Origin of the sequence: Polaribacter haliotis (assembly GCF_014784055.1) — a bacterium.
In the GTDB taxonomy this organism is placed as follows: domain Bacteria; phylum Bacteroidota; class Bacteroidia; order Flavobacteriales; family Flavobacteriaceae; genus Polaribacter; species Polaribacter haliotis.
Genome location: NZ_CP061813.1, coordinates 1948833 through 1968851, shown reverse-complemented (window position 1 = coordinate 1968851; position 20019 = coordinate 1948833). Strand labels below are relative to the sequence as shown.

General features: G+C 30.5%; 9 protein-coding genes. 8 read left to right on the top strand and 1 reads right to left on the bottom strand.

What is annotated here, in order from left to right; genetic code table 11:
• Nucleotides 1-18 precede the first annotated feature (18 nt).
• The gene (locus tag H9I45_RS08380; protein WP_088355430.1) at nucleotides 19-1233 is read right to left on the bottom strand and encodes a type IX secretion system plug protein; all 1215 of its coding nucleotides are present in this window, start codon (nucleotides 1231-1233) and stop codon (nucleotides 19-21) included.
• Between the two features lie 258 nt (nucleotides 1234-1491).
• On the opposite strand from H9I45_RS08380, the gene H9I45_RS08375 reads away from it, so the two are divergent.
• The 8 genes from H9I45_RS08375 (at nucleotide 1492) to H9I45_RS08340 (ending at nucleotide 19977) form a co-directional block, all read left to right on the top strand.
• Nucleotides 1492-2364: a tail fiber protein gene (locus tag H9I45_RS08375; RefSeq protein ID WP_088355431.1), complete on the top strand. Its 873-nt coding sequence runs from the start codon at nucleotides 1492-1494 to the stop codon at nucleotides 2362-2364.
• 19 nt (nucleotides 2365-2383) lie between these two features.
• Nucleotides 2384-10849 (top strand): LamG-like jellyroll fold domain-containing protein, encoded by an 8466-nt coding sequence (locus H9I45_RS08370; protein WP_228454809.1) that lies wholly within the window; start codon nucleotides 2384-2386, stop codon nucleotides 10847-10849.
• A 4-nt stretch (nucleotides 10850-10853) separates the two neighbouring features.
• Nucleotides 10854-12143, top strand: coding sequence for an SGBP N-terminal domain-containing protein (locus H9I45_RS08365; protein ID WP_088355433.1), 1290 nt, complete (start codon nucleotides 10854-10856; stop codon nucleotides 12141-12143).
• Between the two features lie 3 nt (nucleotides 12144-12146).
• Nucleotides 12147-15737: an MBG domain-containing protein gene (locus tag H9I45_RS08360; protein WP_088355434.1), complete on the top strand. Its 3591-nt coding sequence runs from the start codon at nucleotides 12147-12149 to the stop codon at nucleotides 15735-15737.
• A gap of 240 nt (nucleotides 15738-15977) precedes the next feature.
• Nucleotides 15978-17327 (top strand): Na(+)-translocating NADH-quinone reductase subunit A, encoded by a 1350-nt coding sequence (locus H9I45_RS08355; protein ID WP_088355435.1) that lies wholly within the window; start codon nucleotides 15978-15980, stop codon nucleotides 17325-17327.
• Nucleotides 17328-17331: 4 nt separating this feature from the next.
• Complete coding sequence (locus tag H9I45_RS08350; protein WP_088355436.1) at nucleotides 17332-18534, top strand: NADH:ubiquinone reductase (Na(+)-transporting) subunit B; 1203 nt, start codon at nucleotides 17332-17334, stop codon at nucleotides 18532-18534.
• Between the two features lie 2 nt (nucleotides 18535-18536).
• Nucleotides 18537-19331, top strand: coding sequence for a Na(+)-translocating NADH-quinone reductase subunit C (locus tag H9I45_RS08345; RefSeq protein WP_088355437.1), 795 nt, complete (start codon nucleotides 18537-18539; stop codon nucleotides 19329-19331).
• Between the two features lies 1 nt (nucleotide 19332).
• Nucleotides 19333-19977 carry an NADH:ubiquinone reductase (Na(+)-transporting) subunit D gene (locus H9I45_RS08340; protein WP_088355438.1) on the top strand — a complete coding sequence of 215 codons (645 nt, stop codon included), beginning with the start codon at nucleotides 19333-19335 and terminating at the stop codon, nucleotides 19975-19977.
• Nucleotides 19978-20019: the final 42 nt, after the last annotated feature.

Genomic DNA, 20019 nt, shown 5'->3' with positions numbered 1-20019 from the left:
ACAAGTAGAAAAAAATAATTATCGATTCTGGTTAAAAAATCCAGTACCAACTCCAATTACTCTATCGTACAAACTTCCAAAAGGTTTGTAATACACAAGAACATTATAAACGTTTTCGGTTTCAAAGAAAGTTCCATTAATTTCGTTGGTATTTACAAAATTATCTTTTCCAAAAGTAGCAAATGTGTAGTTGTAAAAACCTTGTTTCATTAAAATACTTGCATTGTAAGTTTGGCTTTCTTTATTATAATACATTTTGTTTTCTTCTGAGATTTCAAAATTATTAAATGCTCCATATACATATATTTCTTTGTCTTTAAAAGGAACTTCTGCTTCTAAAATAAAATGCATTACTGCATAATCTGCTTCTGTTCTTGGATCATTTGCTTCTAAAGTTCTAATTACAAACTGTCCATTTATGTCTGGGTTATAGGTGTATTCTCTAAAAGGATTGAAGGTAAAAAGATAAATGTAAAGATTAAAAAGATTGTCGTTCGTAATTTTTACAATATTTACACTTCTACTTCTTATTACTTTACTGTCGAAGTTTAAATATTCGTTTCCTCCCCAAAAATTTGTTTTGTTAGTGTAAGTATATAAAAGCTGATTGGGTTTAAAAAAAGTAGGCTGTAAATCTGTAATTGTTTCGTTCCAATTATTGTTTTTTACAATCGCAACATTAATTTCTTGACTCGGATTATTAATGCGAATATCTGGGTGATTCACCGAAAACTGAACAGTTTGTTGTGTGTTTAAAGTTTTTGTGTTTCTACTTCTGGCAACAGAAACACCAACAGTCGCTAAATTTTCGTACAAAACAAATCGTCTTGTAAAAACAACATCGTCATAAGTATCTAAAACCGATAATAGGTAATTTCCACTTTTTGTAATTACAGAATTTGTATTCGGGATTTGCACTGAATAATGTGTATAATTTTGAAGTGTATTAAATGAATTCGTAACGTCTATAATCGTGTTTTGGTCGAAACCATTTATATATTGACTAGAAAGCAATCTGCTTTTTTGCCAATCGTGGGTCATGTGTTCTATTTTATATTGATAACTTTTACTGTCTGCATCCAAATCGTCAAAAGACAATTCTAAAACAGTTCCTAAAGGTACAATTGCAGAAAAATTATTTTCTTGCAAAGGTCTTAATTGAATGGTTTTAATGTTTTGTGCGTTTATAGCAGTAATAAAAATTAAAAAAAGAAATGTTATTTTTTGATGCATATTTCTATAAAAGTAATTGTTCAAAAATAGTGAATTTTAACTATTAAATTCATGTTGCAAATACCATACCTTTTTTAGGAAAGATAACTCATTGTTGTATAAGAGAAAGTAATACATTTAAATTATTATCAATTCTAAGTTCCTTCATACCAATATTTAAGGACTTCATCCCTAAAAAACATAACAACGTAACATAATTTTTAGTAAAAATGATTTATAAGGTATTTTTAATATCAAACCGAATAAAAATACTTCATCATGAAAAAATTTTACTACACTTTATTATTGGCATTTTTAACATCGATATCTTTTGCACAGGGTATTTCTGTACAAGGTATTGCAAGAGACAATGCAAGTTCTGCAATTACAGATACCAATTTAACGTTTACTTTTAGTATCGTAAAAGAAGACAATACTGTACTTTATGCAGAAACACAAGGTATAAAAACAGATAATTTTGGAGTTTTTTCTCATATTGTAAGTTCTGGAAATCCCATAGAAAACACATTTAATGATGTAAATTTTGCAACTAAAAACATGAAACTTAAAGTTTCTGTTGTGTATAATGGAAATACAATAGAGGTTTACGATCAACCATTTCAATACACACCTTATGCGCATTATGCAGCAAATGGCGTTCCAACAGGTTCTATTATGCCTTATACAGGAGATACTGCTCCAAGTGGTTGGGTTCTTTGTGATGGAAGAGATTTAACTGCAATAAATGGATCAACTGCATTAATTGCAATTGTAGGTAATAATGCACCAGATTTACAAGGTACTTTTTTAAGAGGAACTGGAACAAGTGCTGTAAATGGAAAAGCTGGACCAGCTTTAAATGATACACAAGGTGATGATAACAAAGAACACGCACACTATTTAAATTTAAATACAAACACTACTGGAAATCACAATCATACTTCTTATGATTATTATAAAGTCACTCAAGCAGTTGCAATATCTGGAGGGCCAGCAACATGGTATTTAAGTAACTCTAATGGTCACGATAATCAAGCTCGAGGAACCAGTTCTAATGGTAATCACAACCATAACGTTGCAGGAAATACATATAATACAGGTACAGAATCTAGACCCGTAAATTACGGAGTAAACTACATCATAAAACTGTAGTAATTTTTAAAAAATCTTAATGATGAAAAAAATACTACAAATATTATGTTTGTGTTTTGTGGGTTTTATAACCCAAGCACAAGAACAGAGTAAGGATCAACTTTTTGTTGGTAATGCAGCTGTAGATTATAGGTCCGATGCCAATAATTTATACATGCAAATGCAAGTAGGAAGCCCAATTATTTCAGTATTAAATAAAAATGATCTTGAAAGTAGAACAGGTTTTCCTTATGGAATCTTATATATTTCACCCACTTTTGTGGTAGATGGTTTCGAGATTTCTAAAGGATATTTTAGCGATAAAATAAATATTAAATGGGAGTTTGGAGGTAATCAACATTTAATAGAAAAAGTAAATATTTATAGAAAAGAATTTGGTAGTACAATTCCCTATCAATTTATAGGAAGTGTAAGTAAAGATGTTTTTGAATATAATGATGCACAAATCGAAGGTGGAACTTTGTATGAATATAAAGTAGAAGCTTTCGGTGTTTCTGCTTTTAATGAACGTTTTGTAAATTTTATAGATGGTGTTGGTTTTAGAAATCCAACAGCGACAGTTTCTGGAAGTATTAGTTTTGAAGGAGGTAGTCCTGTACAAGATGTTATCGTTTTTGCTGAAGCAAATGGAGAGGAAAATACTACAAGAGGAAGCAGTTTAAAAATTGATAATGGTTATGTTTCTATTGACGAAATAAAATACGATATCGGATCCAACAATACAACTCTACAAGCTTGGATTACCAATTATGGTGAAGTGTTTAAATTCACAACAAAAAGAGACGAAGTTGTTCAATTATATGCAGGAAAGTTAGATGCAAATTCAATACAATTTCAGCTAAAAGTAAATGGAACCACTTTACAAGAAACAACTATAGCAAATTCTTTTCCAACAGGTGAATTGGATTTTTTAGGACGTGATGTTTTTAGTAATATTTCCACTTTAACAACAACTTCTTTTGTGCATGTTTCTGCGACTTTAGAAGATGGTAAAAAAGCTAAATTTTATGTAAATGGAAGAGAAATTACAGAAGATTATGTTACAAATGCAAATGTGCCTGAAGGTGTTTTAGTCCCGGCTTTTACAAATCCTATTTCAATAAATTACGATATTTTAGATGCTTCTTTATTAAAAAAAGTTGTTTTAGCAGATGCTTATGTTGGGTATTTAGATGAGGTTAGAGTTTGGCAAAAAATAGTATCTAACGAAGCAATTAGAAGAGATTATAGGAGATATTTAAGTGGTGGTGAAGCTGGTTTGAGTTTGTATTTAAGAATGAATGAAACTACAGGAACCAATGTGTACGATTTATCTAAAAAAGGATTTAGACAAAATAAAAATGATGGAATTTTTGTGCAAAATGCGGTAAATGGAGTTTTATTTAACAGCACAAAACCTACTAAAAAACAATTAGGAGTTTTTGGAGTTACAGATGCAAATGGAAGTTATACCATTGCAAGTATTCCTTATTCTGGTTCTGGAGAATCTTTTGTAGTTACTCCTTCTTTTGGGGTACATTCTTTTGAGCCTGCAAGTCAAACTTTATTTCTAGGAGCAGATGCAAGTGTGGTAAATCAATTGAATTTTAAAGATGTTTCTTCCTTTAAATTTAATGGTAGAGCTGTTTATAATGTTCAGAATGTTTTTAAAGACAATCCTTTAGATGTAGATGTTGTTGATTACAATACAAAAAGCATCGAAGATTTTGGTTATAACCAATATAGAATAGATGGTTCTGTAATTATAAATAAGGCAGAATTTTATTACGAAGGTGGTGCAATAAACCCTTTAAATGGGTTTTACGAAGGTGGCGAATTAAAAAGATATCCAGTAATTGGTTTAGAAAAAGCATACATTTATATAGATGGAGATATTGTAATAGATGAAGATAATCAGCCAGTAGAAACAAAAGCAAATGGCGATTTTACCATTAATGTACCTATTGGAAAACATAAAATTGAAGTAAGAAAAGACGGTCATGTTTTCGAACATTCTGGGTATTTCCCAGCTTCAGGAACTTTCGAGTTTTTCGAAGATCAAATAGAAAGAACATGGTTTATAGATAAGACAAGAATCTCCTTAATTGGTAAAGTAGTTGGAGGTAAAATAGAGTCAGACAAACCTCTTGGTTTTGGTTTGAATGGAGTTTACACACATATTAATAACGAAGGAGAAGAAAATGAAGAGAACGAAATTGTTTCTTCATTAAACAATATAGGTGTTGCAAACATTATTTTAAAAGGAGACATAAATACGTCTGCCTTTGATGTTCCAGTAGCTACAAACCCAGCAACAGGAGAATATGAAGTTTCTCTAATTCCCTACATATATTATATAAAATCTGCGGATCTTAAAATTCCTTCAAATACAGATGTTTCAATTTTATCGAGTAACGAAACATTAAATTTATTGGCAACTCCTGTTTTAGATTCTATTAAACACATTACCAAAGACGGATCCGAATTGTTTTCGAAAGCATTTCATCATAAAAAAAGTTTTAGATACAATTCTCCAGTCATGTTAACCTTGGTAAATCAAGAATATGAAAAAGAAATAAAAATAGGCGATAAGACGTTTGATATTTCTGGTTTAGATACTCCAATATATATTCAAAAACAGACTTACAATATGCTGTTTGAAGTTACTCAGAATTACATAAATAAAGATGCTTCAGAAGATAAAATTACAAAGGAGTATTTTACTGAGGGAGCATTTAATATTAATAATAATGTAGAAATTTCAGGAGAAAGTTCCATAAAATTAGTTAATAATAACAGGCAATATAAATATTCATTCAAAGCAGGTGAACCCAATACTGCAATTGCAGATAATTTTAAAAGTGCAATTTCTGTTGCTTATAATATTGCTGGTAGTAATGCTTTAACGATTTCTAATATTTCCGATTTTAAATCAGAAGGAATTGTAAAAGGTGGCGCAAGTACAGGAGGTGTTGCTTTTGCAACTTATGCACCAGAAGTGCCAGATATTATTTTAAGAGATCCACCAGGTTCTAACAGTTTTGCGTCTATAGAAAAAGGAACTACAATTACTTTTACTACAGAAAATGCAAATACAAATGTAGATGGAAATGGAGGAGGTCTTTATGTATCTCTTGGACCAACTTTCGAAACTAGTGCAGGTACACCTTTTTTTGCTGTTGGTTATGAGGCTAATTTTGTTGCAGATGTAGAAAATAATTTTTCACATACAATAGAAGAAACGAAAACAAATACAGTTACAAAAACCTATACTTTTAACAAAACAATTTCTACAAGCGACGATGTAGATTTCGTAGGTTCAGATGGAGATTTATACATTGGAAATTCTAAAAATGTATATTATGGTATTTTTAATAATATGTTTGTTACAGATGCACCAATAGTCAATAATAATGGAGCAACCATCGATAATATAGAAGTAACTGCAAAAGACAAAGATAATAACGATGTTACACTGTATATAAGTACAAACAAAGATTATTTTATTGGAGAACAACCTACCAAAACGTTTTTTACATATTCTCAAAAATATATTGTAGAAACTTTAATTCCGGAATTGGAAGCTTTGGCCGCTAATTTTGTTCCAAATCCAACTCCAGATCCTAGTTTGCCATTAGTTACAGCAGATTCTTACACGAATCAAGCGAATTTGTGGAGAAAAGTAATTCAGAATAACGAGAAAACAAAATACGATGCTAAAAACAATAAAGAAGCCTACAGAAGTGCTGTTTTAGCAACCATACAAAATGAATTTGAAAGTTATAAAAATCCTTTTACAGGGGAAATAATTTACACAAACGAGTATCAAGCAGAAATGGATGCCTTGGTAAATGAAAATTTCTTTTCCAACCAATCTTTCGATGCAGGAGTTGGCGAATTTACAAGTAGCATAACCACAGCTCAAATAGGAAGTTATACCTATGAAAACACTATAGATATTGGTAACGAATTTAAAGCACAATTAGGTTTGTTGGTAAATAATGTGGGTGCTTTTGCGAATTATACCAAAACAAATTCTTGGATAAATGCAGATGCAAATACTTCAGAGCAAGAGGTTTCTAGTACGATTTCTTACACATTAAAAGACAATGATTTATACAATGTTTTAAGTGTAGATATAGTAAATATGTTCGATGGAAATGGCCCAGTTTTTATCACAAAAGCAGGTGCAACTTCTTGTCCTTATGAAGCTGAAACAACATCGCTTTTTTACAAAACAACAGGTTATAATAAAGATGTTATTGGTGTTGGAGGAGAAATTTTATCTGACCCAACAAACAGAGTTTATTTACCAGAAGTAAAATCAGACAAAACAGTTTTAAAAAATATTCCAGAAAGCGAAGGTGCTTTATTTACATTATTATTGAAGAATAATAGCGATACACAATCCGATTTGGAATACATTATAGAAGTAGATGCATTAACATTAAATGGAGCAACCACAAATGTAGAAGCAAATGGAGTAAACGTGTATATTCCTTATAACGAAACTGTAGAATTTCCTTTTGAAGTGTACAAATCGTCTGCTTCCAGTATTTTTGAATATAATAATATTAGAGTTTATTTAAAAAGTCCTTGTGACGATATAAATGATTCTGAAGGTTTTATAGATGTTTCTGTAGAATTTAAAAAATCGTGCTCTAAAGTAACAGTTTCTGCTCCAGAAAATAATTTTATTTTCAACAGAGCAGAAGCATTTTCGCAAGATGTAAATGGCAATACAATTAACAATAGTTTGCCAATTACATTTACCGATTTTAATACAGATTTTAACGGATTCAAAAAAATAGAATTGCAATATAGAAATGCAAGTTCTGCAAATTGGATTAAGTTTAAAACCTATTATGGAACCCAAACTTTATTAAACGAAGCAAGTGACACTTCTGGAGAAGTAATAGACAGTGCAAATTCCGATTATACTTTTAATTGGGATGTAGTTGGAGATAAAATCCCAGATGGAAAATACGAGTTTAGAGCAATTTCTTATTGTACAGACGATGTTACCAATATTTCTCCAATAATTTCTGGAACAATCAATTTAAATGCACCAGTTTTATTCGGAACTCCACAACCTTCTGATGGAATTTTAGATGTTGGCGAAGATGTTTCTGTTCGTTTTAATGAAGCAATTTTCGAAAGCGGAACAACTGCCATAAAAGTAACAGGTTTAAGCAATCAACAAGCAATCGATCATAATGTTTCTGTGTTTTTAGACGGAAGTGAAAATCAAATTGAATTGCCAAACCAAGTGTTGCCAAAAGGATCTTTTACGGTTCAGTTTTGGTACAAAAATTCAACTACAGGAAATGGAAATTTAATAACACAAGAAAACGGAATTAATGCGAGTTTAATAGGAAATGAGTTAACTTTTAGTGTGGGTTCAGAATCTGTGAAAGCAGTAATAAATCCTGCTCAATATAATTTTTATTCTTTGGTGTATCAAAAAGGAGTTTCTGGAGATGATACAAAGAAACCTTTGTTACTAATTTTAGAAAACGGAACTGAATTAGTTTCAGAAATGTTAGACGATAATTTAGATTTGAATTCCAATAGTTCAATTTTTATTGGAGGAAATAACACAATTGGTAACATTCACGACATTCGTTTTTGGTCTAAGACTTTTACAAGAGCACAAGCAACTGTTGCAAAAGATAAAACTTTAACAGGAAGAGAATTGAATCTTTTAGGATATTGGACTTTAGCTGAAGGAAATGGAAAAACGGGTGTAGATAAAGCAAAAAGAAGAAATGCCATTGTAAATTTAGATTGGGACATTAAACCAAAAGGAACTGCATATGTTTTCGCAAATGATTCTTATTTATCTTTAGAAAATGTCGGTTTTGTACAACCAAGTATTTCAGAAGATATTACACTTTCATTTTGGATTAAAACAGCCACAGCATCAGAAAGCACCATTTTTTCTAACGGAAAAGGAAATGACGAAGATTTCGTACAAACAAATGGACTTCGAAATAAATGGTCTATAAACATGAAATCGGATGGAAATTTAGAATTAATATCAGAAAATATTGGTTATAATTTAACGACAATATCTGTTGCAGATGGTGTTTGGCATCATATTGCATTAGTTGTAAAAAGAGGAGGTTCTATAAATTCTTATGTAGATGCTTTGGAAACAACTTCTGTTTCTTCCGAAAACATTGGTGGTATTTCTGGAAATCAAATATTAATTGGAGCACGATTATTTAAAGATACATTTTCAAATGTAACAATTGACAATCATTTTACTGGAAGTTTAGACGAAATTCGTCTGTGGAATACTGCAAGAAGTTTCGAGCAAATAAAAAGAGATCGTTATTTCGAAATTGATGCAAAAACTGAAGGTTTAATGCTCTATGTAGATTTTAATCAAGAAGATACAAACACTACAAATGGCCCAAAATACAATCATCTAGCAATTAATAATAAAGTGAGTGCTACTTTTTCAATTTTAAGTGGAAGCACACAGAGTTATACTGAAGATTCACCAGCTTTAAAACCGAAATTACAATTTACAAACATTCCTTTTTCGACGGTTATCAATGGAGATCAAATGATTATTCAGCCAGAATTAACCACAGAAGAATGGTCGCTTTTCGAAGGGCAAATTTTAGATTTCTCTGTTTCAAGAATGTCAGATACACATTTTAATGAGCAATTATCTCCTGTAAGTTGGTCTGCTTTTATAAACAGACAAGAAATAGAATGGTTTACAAAAGAGCAAACAAAAGAAATTGTAGAAGAGAAAAATGTAAACGAAGATTATTCTTTTACGATGGATATTGTAAATAAAGGAGGAAGCAATCAGCCTTATAAAATTAGCGGTTTACCAACTTGGGTAACCGTTAAAAACAGCAGTGGAACTGTAACTCCAAATGCAACAAAACAAATTGTATTTACAGTTGATAAAGAATTATCAATGGGAACTTACAATGCGAATATTTTTTTAGAAACTGCTTCCGAATTTAATGACAGATTAACTTTAGATTTAAGAGTTTTAACGCCAGCTCCAGATTGGTCTGTAAATTCTCCGGATTTTTCTAATAGTATGAATGTAATTGGAAAAATTAAAATAAACGATGTTTTCTCTAGAGACCAATACACAAAAATCGGTGCATTTGTAGATAATAATCCAAGAGGAGAAGGGTATTTAAGATACGATGTTGCTTTCGATAGTTACTTTGTTTATTTAACAACCTATAGTAATGTTGCAAGTGGAGAAGAAGTTACTTTTAAAATTTGGGACGCTGTAAATGGGAAAATTTTAGTGGCTTCCATAAATGGTTCTCCAAAAATGGCATTTTTACAGAATGAAGTTTTGGGTTCAAAAACTAACCCCACAATTTTCTCTGGAGCAGAGTTTGCAGAACAAGAAACTGTCTTAAATAAAGGTTGGACTTGGGTTTCTTTCTTTGTAGAAGACAGCAGATTTACAGATGTAAAATCGGTTTTTAACGACCTTGTTTTACAAGATGATGACCAAGTTAAATCGCAAAACCAATTTACGCGTTTCGAAGCCGATAATTGGTTTGGTTCTCTAACAACCATAGAGAATACTAAAATGTACAAAGTAAAATTAGCAAACGAAAATTCTTTAAAATTAATTGGGAATGATGTAGATGAAAGTAGTGTAAACCTAATAATTAACGAAGGTTGGAACTGGTTACCATTTCCAATTCATAGAAATATTAGTCTGCAAGAAGCGCTTACATTTTACAATCCTACAGATGGCGATGTTATAAAAGACCAATACACATTTGCAATTTACGATGCCAATTCTGGTTGGAGTGGAACTTTAAATTATATGCAATCTAGCAGAGGTTATATGATTAAATCTGGAGCCTCACAATCTATTAATTATCCGAATTCTAATAGTCTAGCAAAACCGAGTACAACTGGTCAAGAGTATTCATCTAAAACCATCCATCAATTTTCTAAATACAGCTCTAATATGAGTGTTGTAGCAGAAATAATTGGAAGCGAAGAAATGACTTCTGTTGTTGTTTACGATGCAAAAGGAGTTCTTAGAGGAGCATCTCCAATAATTAATTTCGGAGATAAAAAGATGAGTTTTGTAACTGTTTTTAGTGATACAGAAGATGCCTTACAATTTAGACTTTCAGATGGTATTTCAGAAATAGATGTTTCTTCAGAGTTTGTTTTCGAGAACAATAAAGTCTTTGGAAATATGAAAATTCCAGTGATTCTAAATTCAAAAAGTTTATCAAATAACGATTTATTTTTAAGTGATGTAGTTTTGTATCCGAATCCATTTTCGAGCTCTATAATTATAGATGCTTCCAATCAAAATGAAAAATTAACACACATAGAAATCTTTTCAACTATTGGTGTTTTGGTTAAAAAAGTGATTGTAAATTCAGACAAAACAACAATTGATACCAGCAACATAGCTAGAGGTGTTTATTTGATAAAAATAAATGCTGAATCTGGGAAAAGCAGTATTCAAAAAATGGTAAAAAAATAAGAAAATGAACAAATTAGTTTTCATAATCTTATTCGGTTTTCTCGCTTTTCATTTAAAAGCACAAGATCCTAATTGGTCTGTAGATGCTTCTAAATATCAGTATAGTATGACGTTTACTACGTTTCTAAACGTTAATGGCACAACTTTATCTTCCCCCCAAGATAAAGTTGCAGTCATTGTAAATGGCGAAATTAGGGGAGTTGCAAATGTTACTTATGTACCAAATGCTAATAAATATGTAGCCTATTTAACGGTTTTTGCAAATACAACTGGAGAGATTTTAAACTTCAAAATTTACAATAGTTCAAATGAAACTGTGTACGATGTTTCCGAAAAAGTAAATTTCGTAATCGATGGAAATGTTGGTGGTATATTTCAAACACATAGTATTGCACAACCAGCTTTAAGTAACGATGTTGTTTTAAGTTCCTTTTCTTTTTCTGGAATTACAAGTGTTTCACAAACGATTAGCAATAATAAAGTAGACATTGTTTTACCTTTTAATACCAATGTTTCGAATTTAATTGCTGAATTTAATACAAGCTCAGGAGCAACTTTTTATGTTGATAAAATAAAACAAGTCTCAGGAACCACTTCCAACGATTTTTCGAGCACAATTTCTTATCAATTATTATCCGAAAATGAAGCCAATTTAGTAGATTATGATGTTAAAGTAACAATTGCTGATGAAAATGTAGATCCTCCAGAAATCTTATTAGAAAGCGATGTAAATACTTTTGTAAAACAAGCGCCAGTTTCAATAAATGTAAAAACGAACTTTGCTATTTTAGATTTTTTAGAAGAAGATATTTTACTTACAAATGCTGTAATTTCATCCATAGTTAAAGAAAATAATGTCTTTTATAAAGTTGAAATAGTTCCCATTCAACAAGGAGAATTTTCGATTGAAATTCCAGAAAATAAAGTTTTTAATTCTCAAAATGAAGGGAATTCAGCTTCAAATAAACTAGCTTTTACGTATGATTTAGTGAGTCCGTATTTGAAATCAATAAAAAGGAAAAATGCTACAAACGAAATAACCCAGAATAAAAATCTAACATTTACAGTCGTTTTTAGTGAAGCTGTGGAAAACGTAAATGCAACAGATTTTAAATTGAATGCAGATGCAACTATTAGTATTGTAAAAGAAAGCGATTCTGTTTATACAGTAACTGTAAATAATATTCAAAATTATTTTGGAGCAGTTACTTTAAACATAAAATCGACAAATACAATACAAGACAAAGCAGGTAATTTATTGTTGCATTCCGTAATTAATGTTCATCAAAACTAACCAATGAAAACACGAAAACTAAATTTCTTTTTTGCTGTTTTTTTAGGTTTTTTCCTACAATTTGTAAATGCACAAGACCCAAATTGGACCGTAAATTCTGCAGATTATCAATATAGTATGACGTTTACAACGTTTTTAAATGTAAATGGAACCACTTTAACATCTACAAACGATAAAATTGGTGCCTTTGTAAATGGAGAAATAAGAGGAGTTTCTAATGTTGTTTTCGTGCCAAATGCCAATAAATATGTTGCGTATTTATCAGTTTTTGCAAATACAGATTATGAAACCATTAATTTCAAAATCTATGATAGCAATTCAGATAAAGTAGTAAATATCGATAACACTGAAACATTTTCTATCGATGGAAATTTGGGAGGAATTTTCCAGTCTTATAGTATTGCAAATCCGCAATTGAATGCTAATGCAGTTCTAAATTCCTTTAATTTTGATGGAATTAATACTTTGGTTTCAACTATTTCGCAAGATGAAGTACATATCGTTTTACCTGAAAACACAAGTATTTCAAACTTAAAAGCCGTTTTTAATTCAAGTGGAAATTCTAAGGTTTATGTAGATGGAATTCTGCAAGAATCAGGGGTATCTCTGCAAGATTTTACGAATCCAATTACTTATTCAGTTTTATCAGAGAATGAAGCCAATTTAAACAAATATGTAGTTTCGGTTGCTGTAGCTAAAAATACAGATCCAGTAAATGTGGTTGTTTCCACAACAGATAATTTGAATACAAACACAGTTCCTGTTTCTTTAGACGTTGCTTTTTCTAAAGCAGTTGCTGGTTTTGAAAAATCAGATTTTTTACTAGAAAATTGTACGATTTCCTCTTTTTTAACTTCAGACTATAAAAACTATAAAATTGAAGTTGTTCCTTTTTCTCAAGGTAAATTTTCGGTTCAAGTTCCTGAAAATGTTTCTTTAGATTTAAATAATAATCAGAATACAGTTTCTAATAAAATTGGATTCAATTATGATATCTCAAAACCTATTATTCAAGATATTTCTAAACAATCGAATGTAGATTCTTGGTGGTTTTTAGTCACTTTTAATGAAGAAGTTAAAAACGTAGATCTATCTGATTTTGAATTAAATGGATTGGCTTCTTCGAATATAACAATTTCAAATGTTGAAAACCTTTCTAACAACCAATATAAAGTAAGTATTTCTGCAAAAAACACAGATCTTGGAGTGGTTTCTTTAGGGTTGAAAAACTCAAATAATATTACAGATTTGGTTGGTAACTCTTTAGTTGAAATAAAACACGAATCTTATTTTTTAACCAAGAGAAAACTAACAATTACAGCAGATTTTAAAACAAAAATTTACGGAGAAGAAGATCCAGAATTAACCTACAAGATTACATCAGGAAGTTTGGTGAATGGCGATGTTATATCAGGGAGTTTAACTAGACCAATTGGCGAGAATATTGGAACTTACGCAATTACATCAAATCTAAATAACGATAATTACGAGATTACATTTATCGCTAATAATTTAACGATTTTATATAGAGAAATTACAGTTACAGCAGATTTAAAAACAAAAATTTACGGAGACGAAGACCCAGAATTAACCTACAAAATGACTTCAGGCAATTTGGTAGATGGCGATGTTTTATCAGGAAGTTTAGTTAGAGTAGTTGGCGAGAATATTGGAGAATATGCAATTACATCTACTTTAAATAACGATAATTACGAGATTACATTTATTGCTGATAATTTAACGATTTTAAAAAGACAAATTACAGTTACAGTAGATTCAAAATCAAAAAATTACGGAGACGAAGATCCAGCATTAACTTATAATATTACTTCAGGAAGTTTGGTAGATGGCGATGTTTTATCAGGAAGTTTAGTTAGAGCAATTGGCGAGAATATTGGAGAATATGCAATTACATCTACTATAAATAACGATAATTACGAGATTGCATTTATTGCAAGTGATTTAACAATTACTAAAAGAGAAATTACAATTTCAGCAGATATTAAAACTAAGATTATTGGAAATACAGATCCGGTTTTAACTTATAGAATTACCAAAGGTAATTTAGTTGATGGAGATGTTTTAATTGGAAATTTAAGCAGAGAAGCTGGAGAGAGTTTGGGTGATTATTTAATAAGTTCTTCGCTTTCAAATTCTAATTATAATATTACCTTTCAATCTGGTTTTTTAAGAATTACTGCAAAAAAAGGAATCGTAATAACAGTAGATTCAAAAACTAAAATTTACGGAGAAACAGACCCAATTTTAACATATAAAATTACATCTGGAAGTTTAGATTCTGGTGATGTTTTAACAGGAAGTTTAAGTAGAACAATTGGAGAAAATGCTGGGGAATATGTAATTTCATCGAATTTATCGAACACAGATTACGATATTATTTATGTTTCAGGAAAATTAACCATTGCTAAAAGAAAATTATCAATTACAGCAGATGCAAAAACAAAAATTTATGGAGAATCAGATCCTGAGTTTACCTACAATATTTCTTCAGGAAGTTTAATAAATGGCGATGTTTTATCAGGTATTTTAAATAGAGAATCAGGAGAAAATGTAGGTGTTTACAAGATTTCATCAACTTTGGTAAATAGCAATTACGAAATAACTTTTATCGGCAGTAACTTTATAATTTCAAAAAAAGAAATATCAATTACAGCAGATGCAAAAACAAAAATTTATGGAGAATCAGATCCTGAGTTTACCTACAATATTTCTTCAGGAAGTTTAATAAATGGCGATGTTTTATCAGGGACATTAAATAGAGAATTAGGAGAAAATGTAGGTGTTTATAAGATTTTATCAACTTTGGTAAATAGCAATTACGAAATTACTTTTATCGGTAGTAACTTTACAATTTCAAAAAAAGAAATATCTATTAATTCAGATTTTAAAACAAAAATCTATGGAGATTCAGACCCAGATTTTACTTATAAAATAACTTCAGGGAATTTATTAAATGGAGACGTTTTATCAGGTACCTTAAAAAGAGAAGTAGGAGAGAATATTGGAGATTACGAAATCTCATCAACATTAGAAAATGGAAATTATCAAATTAATTTTATAAGTAGTTTTTTAACTATTTCAAAAAGAGAAATTACAGTTACTGCAGATTCTATAATAAAAGGTAAAAATGATGCAGATCCTCCTTTAACCTATCAAATAACGAATGGAATTTTAGTAAATAAAGATGTTTTTACTGGGAATTTAACAAGAGAATTAGGAGAAGAAATAGGGGCTTATTTAATAAAAATAGGTTCACTTAGTTTAAATAATAACTACGAATTGTTTTTTATAGGAGCTAATTTTGAAATCTCAACAACTGCAAATATTAATGATGAAATTTTAAATACTGAAGTTAAATTATATCCAAATCCAGCTACATATCAATTAAGCATAAAAGGAAGTAGTCAATTAGAAATTGATAAAATTATCGCTTATAACTTATTAGGAAAGACGGTTTTTAAATTATTAAAACCTAAAAACACCATTCAAATAGGGCATTTACAAAGAGGTGTTTATTTATTTAAAATATTCACAAATAATGGAGTTGTAATTAAAAGAATCGTAAAGAAATAATATAATTTTTCAGTTTTCAAAATTATAAAACCTTATTTAATCCGATTTATTTAAAATATGTGTCATTTTAAGGAAATTAAATTAAAGATAAGAAGTTGTTTCTCTTCAAAATATATTTTATTTAGAATTAATATAAATAAGATTAATTCAGTAAGATTACCTTCAAATTATATCACTCTTAACCCTCAAAATCTTTAAATTTGCATGATTTTTTTAGATAACTAAATATTCCAATTTACTATGTCAAAAGACATTCGTATTAAAAAAGGCTTAGATATTAAGCTTGTTGGCGTTGCAGAAAAAACTACTATGAATAATACTCAGAGTAGCATTTATGCAGTAAAGCCAGAAGACTTTCACGGAATAACACCTAAACTTATTGCTAAAGAAGGCACAGAAGTAAAAGCTGGAGAAGCACTTTTTCATTCGAAAAGTGATGAACGTCTATTATTTCCAAGTCCGGTTTCTGGTAAAGTAGTAGAGGTTGTTCGTGGAGCAAGAAGAAAGGTATTAGCAGTTAAAATTTCTGCAGATGCAACACAAACTCATAAAGATTTTGAAACTAAAAATGCAGACTCTATGTCTTCAGAAGAAGTTAAAAATCATTTATTAGCAGCAGGTTGTTGGCCATTTATAAAACAGCGTCCTTATGATGTTGTTGCAAATCCAAATCAGGCTCCAAAAGCTATTTTTGTATCTGCATACGCAAGTGCACCTTTAGCTGCAGACTTAGATTATACTTTAGCAGGGAAAGAAACACAATTGCAAGCAGCAATCGATGCAGTTTCTAAACTTACAGAAGGTAAAGTGCATGTTTCTGTTGGCGCAAATTCTAATTCTCCTTTATCAGGTTTAAAAGGAGTTGAATTACATAAGGTTTCAGGACCACATCCTTCAGGAAATGTAGGAACTCAAATTGCAAAAATAGATCCTATTAATAAAGGTGAAGTTGTTTGGATAGTATCACCACAAGATTTAGTAGTTATTGGAGAGTTGTTATTAACTGGAAAGTTAAATTTAACAAGAACAGTAGCTTTAACTGGTTCTCAATTTAAGAATCCACAATATGTAACTGCAATTGCAGGAGCAACTATTTCGGATGTTACTGCAAACAATTTGAATGACGATAATACAAGAATTATTAGCGGGAACGTACTTTCTGGGAAGGAAGTAAAAGAAGACGAATTTTTGGGTTATTACGATAATCAAATAACAGCGATTCCAGAAGGAGACGATTATGAATTTTTTGGTTGGAACAAACCAATTTTCAATAAAATTTCTGCTTCAAGAGCTTTAACTTTTTCTTGGTTAACACCAAACAAAAAGTACGATTTAAATACAAATACAAATGGAGAGCACAGAGCATTTGTGGTTACAGGTGCTTACGAACAAGTGTTTCCTTTAGATATTTATCCAATGCAATTGTTAAAAGCATTTATGTATAAAGATTTAGATGAAATGGAAGCTTTAGGTGGTTACGAAGTAGCACCAGAAGATTTTGCACTAACAGAATTTATTTGTGTATCTAAACAGCCTCATCAGAAGATAATTCGTGAAGGTTTAGATTTAATGAGAGAAGAATTAGGATAAGGTTATGAGCTTAAAACAAAACTTACACAATTTAAAAGAGAAATATAAAGGAACAAAAATGGCACCTGCGTTTAACGCAATCCATACTTTTTTATATTTACCTAACGAAGTTACTCACAAAGGAGGAACTCACATTAAAGCAGCAGACGATTTAAAGCGTACAATGAATATTGTAATTATGGCTTTAATTCCTTGTTTGATTTTTGGAATGTTTAACGCAGGTTACCAACATTATGCAGCTATAGATAGTTCTTTAAGAACAGATGTCTTAGCTAATTTTTTTACTTGGGATAACCTTTGGATAGGAATCATAAAAGTTTTACCATTAGTAATTGTTTCTTATGGAGTTGGTCTTTTAGTGGAATTTATTTTCGCGGTAATAAAAGGGCACGAAGTTGAAGAAGGTTATTTAGTAACAGGAATGTTAGTACCATTAATTGTACCTGTAGACACACCTTTATGGATGTTAGCAGTTGCAGTGGTTTTTGGAGTGGTAATTGGTAAAGAAGTATTTGGTGGAACAGGAATGAATATTTTAAATCCTGCTTTAACTATTAGAGCATTCTTATTTTTTGCATATCCAACTTGGATGTCTGGAGATAAGGTTTGGGTGTATGATGCAGTTGAAAGAACAGGAACTGCAGATGCAATTTCTGGAGAAACAATTCTTGGAAGCTATGCCCAAGGAAATGAAGTAATATATTCTATGTGGGACAAGTTTATGGGATTCATTCCAGGTTCTGTAGGAGAAACTTCAACTTTATTAATATTATTAGGTGCAGCTTTTTTAATTTTTACAAAAATTGGAAGCTGGAGAATAATTCTTTCAACATTTATTGGAGCAGCAGTAATGGGTTTAATTTTCAATCAAGTTGTTGCAGCAGATATTATTACAGAATCTAGTAAATTTTACGGATTAATGAACACAGTTTGGTGGGAACACTTAATGATTGGTGGTTTGGCATTTGGAGCTGTTTTTATGGCAACAGATCCTGTAACAGCATCACAAACAAATAAAGGAAAATGGATTTACGGTTTCTTAATTGGTTTCTTATCAATTATGATTCGTGTTTTCAATCCAGCATATCCAGAAGGAGTATTCTTAGCAATTTTATTAATGAATGTATTTGCACCAACCATAGATCATTATGTTGTGCAAGGAAACGTTAAGAGAAGAATGAAACGTTTAAAAGCTAAAACTGCTTAATTATGAGTAATAAAACAGATAGTAATAGTTACACAATTATTTTCGCCATTATAATGGTTGTAGTAGTTGGTTCGTTATTAGCATTTACAGCATCGTCATTAAAACCTACAATTAAGGAAAATGAGCGAATGGAAAAGCAACAAAATATATTGTACGCTTTAGGTGTTAATGAAAATGAAGAAGGAAGTATCACTTTTATTTCTACAGATAAAGTAGCAGATGTTTTTGCTGAAAAAATTTCTGAACAAATTGTTATAGAAGTTAAAGATGGCAAAATTATTAAAGAAATGAATCGTGAAGAATTCATGGCAGCTAATAATAAAAAAGAGCCTTATTTAATTGATATTAAAAAACAACAAACCAGAGCAAAAAACGGTAAATCTAGGTTCTTACCTTTATTTAAAGGAGAACAAGAAGGAAAAACTGTTTATGTAGCACCAATAAGAGGTAAAGGTCTTTGGGATGCAATTTGGGGTTATGTTGCTTTAGATACAGATATGGTTGTAAAAGGAGCATTTTTCGATCACGCAGGAGAAACTCCTGGTTTAGGAGCCAACATAAAACAACGTTATTTTATGGACGATTTTTATGGTGAAAAATTATTGACAGATGCAGGTGTATTCAAAGGAATTACAGTTGCAAAAGGAAATAACGATCCATTAAATAAAGATAAAGAGGATTTTGAAGTAGATGCTTTAGCTGGTGCAACAATTACTGGAGATGGTGTTGCTGCAATGATTAAAAAGGATTTAAAGTTGTACTTACCATACTTCCAAAATTTAAAAAATAAAAACTAAGATGGGACTACTTTCAAAAAAAGACACGAAGTTAATCACAGATCCATTAGCAGATAATAACCCAATTACGATTCAAGTATTAGGTATTTGTTCTGCATTAGCAATTACTGCAGAGTTAAAAGCTTCTTTAGTAATGGGAGTTGCTGTATTGTTTGTACTAGGAGTTGGTAATGTTGTAATCTCTTTAATGAGAAACATTATTCCTTCTAAAATTAGAATTATTGTACAACTTATTGTAGTTGCTTCTTTGGTAATCATTGTAGATCAAGTTTTAAAAGCATACGCTTACGAGTTAAGTAAAACATTGGCAGTATTCGTAGGTTTAATTATTACGAACTGTATTATTATGGGACGTTTTGAGGCTTTTGCTTTGGCAAACGGACCTTGGAAATCTTTCTTAGACGGAATTGGAAATGCTTTAGGATACGCAGTTATTTTATTAATTGTTGGTTTTTTTAGAGAATTGTTAGGTTCTGGAACTTTATTCGGAATTCCAGTTTTAGGAGATCCAATCGAAAAAACAGGCTTGTATTCCACAGGTTACGAAAACAACGGATTTATGTTAATGCCACCAATGGCTTTAATAGTTGTAGGATTAATTATTTGGGTACAAAGAAGTAGAAATAAAGCATTAATAGAAGATTAACAAATAAGTTTACAATTGCAGTAGCAGTTTGCAGTCAAAAAG